The organism is Caulobacter sp. S45, from assembly GCF_903642205.1.
Lineage (GTDB): Bacteria > Pseudomonadota > Alphaproteobacteria > Caulobacterales > Caulobacteraceae > CAHJWH01.
The window spans coordinates 1-4805 of sequence record NZ_CAHJWH010000199.1; the positions used below are offsets into that span (position 1 = coordinate 1).

The 4805-nt window shown below is 66.4% G+C and carries 5 protein-coding genes and 1 pseudogene; 2 read left to right on the forward strand and 4 right to left on the reverse strand.

The window, feature by feature from the left end; translation table 11 throughout:
- A partial coding sequence (locus HUV06_RS14670) for a hypothetical protein (RefSeq protein ID WP_174301994.1) occupies window positions 1–262 on the reverse strand: 262 nt, incomplete at its 3' end.
- 259 nt (window positions 263–521) lie between these two features.
- Window positions 522–734, reverse strand: coding sequence for a hypothetical protein (locus tag HUV06_RS14675; RefSeq protein WP_174301995.1), 213 nt, complete (start codon window positions 732–734; stop codon window positions 522–524).
- A 1007-nt stretch (window positions 735–1741) separates the two neighbouring features.
- On the opposite strand from HUV06_RS14675, the pseudogene HUV06_RS16705 reads away from it, so the two are divergent.
- A pseudogene (locus HUV06_RS16705) lies at window positions 1742–2095 on the forward strand (hypothetical protein); the annotation flags it as partial.
- A gap of 88 nt (window positions 2096–2183) precedes the next feature.
- Window positions 2184–2507 carry a LysR substrate-binding domain-containing protein gene (locus HUV06_RS14685; RefSeq protein WP_217433905.1) on the forward strand — a complete coding sequence of 108 codons (324 nt, stop codon included), beginning with the start codon at window positions 2184–2186 and terminating at the stop codon, window positions 2505–2507.
- Window positions 2508–2561: 54 nt separating this feature from the next.
- Here HUV06_RS14685 and HUV06_RS14690 read toward each other — a convergent pair whose 3' ends face one another.
- Both HUV06_RS14690 and HUV06_RS14695 read right to left on the reverse strand, forming a co-directional pair.
- A complete protein-coding gene (locus HUV06_RS14690; protein WP_174301997.1) occupies window positions 2562–4127 on the reverse strand; it encodes an ABC transporter substrate-binding protein in 1566 nt (521 codons plus the stop codon).
- Window positions 4124–4805 (reverse strand): M20/M25/M40 family metallo-hydrolase (locus tag HUV06_RS14695; protein ID WP_174301998.1); only part of this gene is annotated, 682 nt, incomplete at its 5' end. The genes HUV06_RS14690 and HUV06_RS14695, both read right to left, overlap by 4 nt.

The following is a 4805-nucleotide window of genomic DNA, read 5'->3' on the forward strand; positions in this document are numbered from 1 at the left end:
GTTCCAAGTTCGCGAAGAAGGCGCTGGCGACCGCCGACCTGGCGATCAGTTCACGATCTACGATCCCCTCCGGCATCCGCGGCAGAAAGCCGGTCAGCTTCATCGACGCGTCCTCTGACGCGAGGCGGGCGCGGATGCGGGCCAGGGTGTCCGGAATGCGGAACAGGGCGCGGATCACCGGCGTGTAGACTCGCTCCAGCGCCGGCTGCGCCTGAGCCTCCTCCACTTCGAGCACGGCCAGGCAGGCTTCCATTAGCCGCATGTAGGACACGACGCGCGGGTTAAGATGCCGCTGCGGCCGAGCAGAGACATCGCGGCCGAGCTGTGGATGGGCATCAAACCAGGCCGCGGTGGCCCGAGTGGATTGCAGACTGCGCAGGCGCCCGCGCTCTCGCTCCGCCGCGTCCAGTGCAGCCCTTCCGCCTCGGGCGATGCCGGCAGCAGCAGGCGTGACCGCAGCACCAGGAGGCGGGCGGCGAGGCTGAGCCAGTCGGCCCGTCGCTCGAGGGCACATAGTTCACCTAGAGCGCCATCGCCGCAACGAACTGATCGACCATATCGGTGACCGAAATCCGGCTGAGATCGATGCGGGCGCGCTCGGCAAGATCGAGCGGCCCATCGAACCCAGAAAGATGCAACTCCGGTGTTTCTGGCACGCGCAGTGGCGTGTCCGAGTCGTCCCACAGCGGATTGCCGATCGTGACGGTAGAGTTTCGCTCGGCAGCCTCAGCCATCGCCGTATCGCGGCTGCACGACGAGGACGAGCTTGGGCTAATTGCGCCGGAGGCGAAGCACCGCCTGCTAGGGCGTCCAGTCCGCCGACCGGAACGCCTAGACGATCTCAGCCTTACGGCGGAGGCGGCGATCGAACCCCTCCCAGATGGACCGCGCGCAATATCCGGGTGATGCCCCAATGAGTCCGCATCCAACCTTCCGCGGATGGATCGTCTTCACCGAGCTGCAGGATGTGACCTGGGATCGGGATCAGCCGATGCAGGTTGAGCAGGCACCGGCCACGCTCAGCCCAGTGCGTCAAAATCTTGTCGTGGCGCCGCCAGGATTTCCCGTAGTCGCCGCGCCAGTATGTGCGCCTCCGCACCGCCCGCAGCCATGGGCGCGAATATCCGGGCTTCCTCGGCGTCGAGATCGAAAGTTCAGGGGACGCCCCCGTTCTGCGCGCTGCCGCTCGGAACCGGGCCACCTCCTCCGCGGGCCCGCTGACGATTAGTACGTTCAGTAGCCAATCCGGGCGCCTTGCTTCGAGGGTTGCGGCAGCTGCTCTGGCGACCAGGCCCCCTGCCCTGCCTCGGCGGTCGGCGCTCGACGTGCGGAGGGCGCCATCGGCCTCAAAGGTCCAGCAGGCGGGCGGGTTATCTTCGGTGATGCGTGCCCGCCGGCGATAGCCGCGCGTGGAGCGCAGATCGTCGTGACGCACATGCGCGCCGACCTGCTCATCCAGGGCGCCCGCCAGATAGGCTTCGGTGATGAAGCCCGCCCGCAGCCCATGCTGCGACAGCCGTTCGCTCTCGTGCACGGTCAGCTTGGCCAGGGCCGCGCGCGTCATCGGGATCAGGCGCAGCGAACGCGGCGTGAGCCTCTCCTCCATCGTGCCGTGCCGGATGATGCCGCGGAACACCGCCCCGCTCCCCTGCCCTATTATCGAGCAATGGACGGTTTGCCTCTTCCCCCTGAGCTCGAGCGCTTCGCCGAAGACGCGATCGCTGCCGGCCGCTTCCGCGACATGGCGCAGGTCGTCGCTGCTGGTGTGGGCCTGCTCAAGCGTCAGGAAGCGGCTCGCGCGACGTTCGTCGAATCGCTCGACGACGCGCTGGCGGAGGGAGAGCGTGACGGCTTCTTCACTATTGAAGAGGTCGAGCGTGACATGGACGACGCGATCAGGGGTTATCGCCAAGACCCGGCCGTGAGCCGTTCCGCTGTCCTGGCGCCACGCGCCCGTGCTGAGCTCGTGGAGGCGGTGCGCTACCTGGCTGAGGACAACGAAATCGCGACGCAAGGTCTGCGTCTTGCCGTAGGTGAGGCAGCTCCCCTAATCGGCGCCCGTCCGCTGGCCGGACGAGAAAGGCTGGATCTAGCGCCGGCGCGGCATCGGTTCTGGTCGCTGACCCGCTACCCATACATCCTGGTCTATGAAGCGGCGTCGCGACCGCCCTGGATCGCACGCTGTGTGCACATGGATCGCAATCTGGAAGGAGCCGCCCACCTCGCCGGCCGATCTCAAAGATCATCGCTGCCTGGGATATCGTCTTTCTGGCGGTACCATGTATCGGTGGGAGTTCGAGCGGCACGGCGAGGCGGTCACCGTCGAGGTCGACGGACCTCTAACCCTCACCAGCGATCGGCTCATCCTACGTGCGGTGCTGGCTGGCGCTGGCCTGGCTTACGTCAGCGCATGGAATGCCCGCGAGCCAATGCGCGACGGGCGCTTGACCCAGCTCCTCGATCAATGGACGCCGACATACTTCGGCCTCTGTTTCTACTATCCTTGACCCCGCCATATGACGGCGGGAATGCGAGCCTTCTTTGCTCTAGTCCGCCGGCGGCTATTCTTTGCTGACGTTCCAGTACGCGATCACCGGCGAATTGAGGATGCCGGTGACGTTGCTGCGGTAGGCGACCGGCTGGGTGGCTTGGCCTAGGAGCCGATAGGGATTCACCACGGCCAGGCGCCGCTGTAATTGGGTCAGGATCGCGGGGCGTTCAGATGCGGCCGCATTGGCGTATTGTGCGCGAAGCGCTTCGACTTCGGGATCGCACGGCCAGCCCGACAGATTGCTGCGGTCGCAAGGCATGTAGGCGAAGATGTTGGTGCTCGGGCTCCACGCTAGCACGCCGGGCTCACCGCTGACGTAGATGTTCCAGCCGCCGGCGTCGGGCGCCGCCTGGTTCGCGGTCCGGCTGACCACGGTGCCCCAGTCGCTCCATTCCAACTGCACGTTCAGCCCGACCTTGCGCATCGCATCCGCAGTGACCTCCGCCATCGGGCCCATGTAGGCGATGTCTCGTGTCGCCGGCATGCGGAGCGGCTCGCCCTTGTAGCCGGCTTCGGCCAGGAGCTGCTTGGCGCGCGCCAGATTTGGACCGAAATCCTCCGCCCCGGCTTCGGTCCCGTTCGGCGAGCCGCAGACAAAGAACGAGTTGCATTTCCGATAGAAGGCCGGGTCACCGTAGCCGCCGTCCATCTCGTCTTCCTGGTCGACGATATAGGACAGCGCCAGCCGGGCCCGTGGGTCGTTGAACGGCGGATACAGCGAATTGGGTCGCAACACCGCTTGGCTGGCCAGCTCGGTCAAGGTTTGCAGCTTGATGGCCGGGTTCCGCCGCAACAGGGGAAACAGGTCGAATGATGGGCGTTCCAGCAGGTCGACCTCGCCCGCTTGCAATGCGCTGGCGGCAGTGGCCGGGTCGGGCTGCACCAAGAACTCCACCCGATCGACCTTCACCACGCGCCCGCCCGCCAAGCCGTCCGGCGGCTCGTCGCGCGGCACATAGTCCGGGTTGCGATCGTACACCACGCGGGCGCCGCTGATTCGCAGCTCCGTGTTGAACTTGAACGGGCCGGAGCCGATGACGGACGTGGCGGGCTTGCCCGGCTCCGGGATGTCTTTGGCGCGCATGATGACGGCGAAGTGGGAGGGAGCGGCAGCCAAAGTGTCCAGCAGGCTCGGCACAGGGGCTGAAAGCGTCCACTCGAACGTCTTGTCATCCACGGCCGTCATTGCCGTGGTGACGGAGGCGACTTTCTTGGCCATGGCGTCGATCGTCATCCAACGGCGTAGGGACGCGATGACGTCAGCGGTGGTTACAGGAGAGCCATCATGGAATTTCAGATGGTCGCGCAAGGTGAAGCGCCAAATGAGGCCGTCCGGCGTCGTGCTCCATTCCTTGGCCATTTGCGGCTTGGCTTGCAGCTTGGAATCCCAGGCAAACAGGCTCTCCCACACCATGGTGCCGTGGATGGTGGAAATCCACGCGGTGGTGAAGAGCGGATCGGTGACCGCCACGTCGGCCTGCGGTACCACCCGTAATACGTTGAGCGGCGGGGTCTGTGCGGCGGCGGGGGCGGCCAGGAAGGCGAGGCCCAAAAGAGCGGACGTGAACCGGATCATGCGGCAGCTCCAATCGCGCGAAAGGCGGCCGGCTCGACCCGGCCCAACTCGTCCAGCAGCATAACCCAGGCGCGCAGGCCCAGCGGAATGGAGGATAGCCGAAAGAACTCGTTGGGCGCGTGAACATCCTCGTCCGGCAGGCCGAACGCGAACATCAGCGTTTCGATGCCGAGCAGGCGCTTGAACAACGCGGTAATCGGCACGGTCGCGGCCAGCCGCACCGGCACCGGCCGTTGCCCCAGCAGCCGTTCCAGCACCGTGCTGCCCGCGCGCACCAGCGGGTGGTCCACCGGCAGGCTGGATGCGGGCGACCCGGCCCCGCGCGCATCAAACTCCAGCCGCACGCCCGGCGGACACTGCGCTAGCAGATGGGCACATACCAACTCGCGCGCCTGCTCCGGATCCTGTCCCGCCACCAGCCGCATGGTCAGTTTTGCCCGGGCTTCCCGTGGGATCACCGTCTTGGCCCCAGCGCCGATGTAACCGCCCCACATGCCGTTCACGTCGATCGAGGGACGCAACGTCAGGCGTTCGCGCAGCGTGTAGCCCGGCTCGCCAAGCGGCGCGGCGCCGACTTCGGCGCAGAACGCCTCTTCATCGACGGGAAACGCGGCGGTGTCGTGCCGGGCCTGGTTCGTGGGCGGGGCCACGCTGTCGAGATAGCCGGATACGGCGATA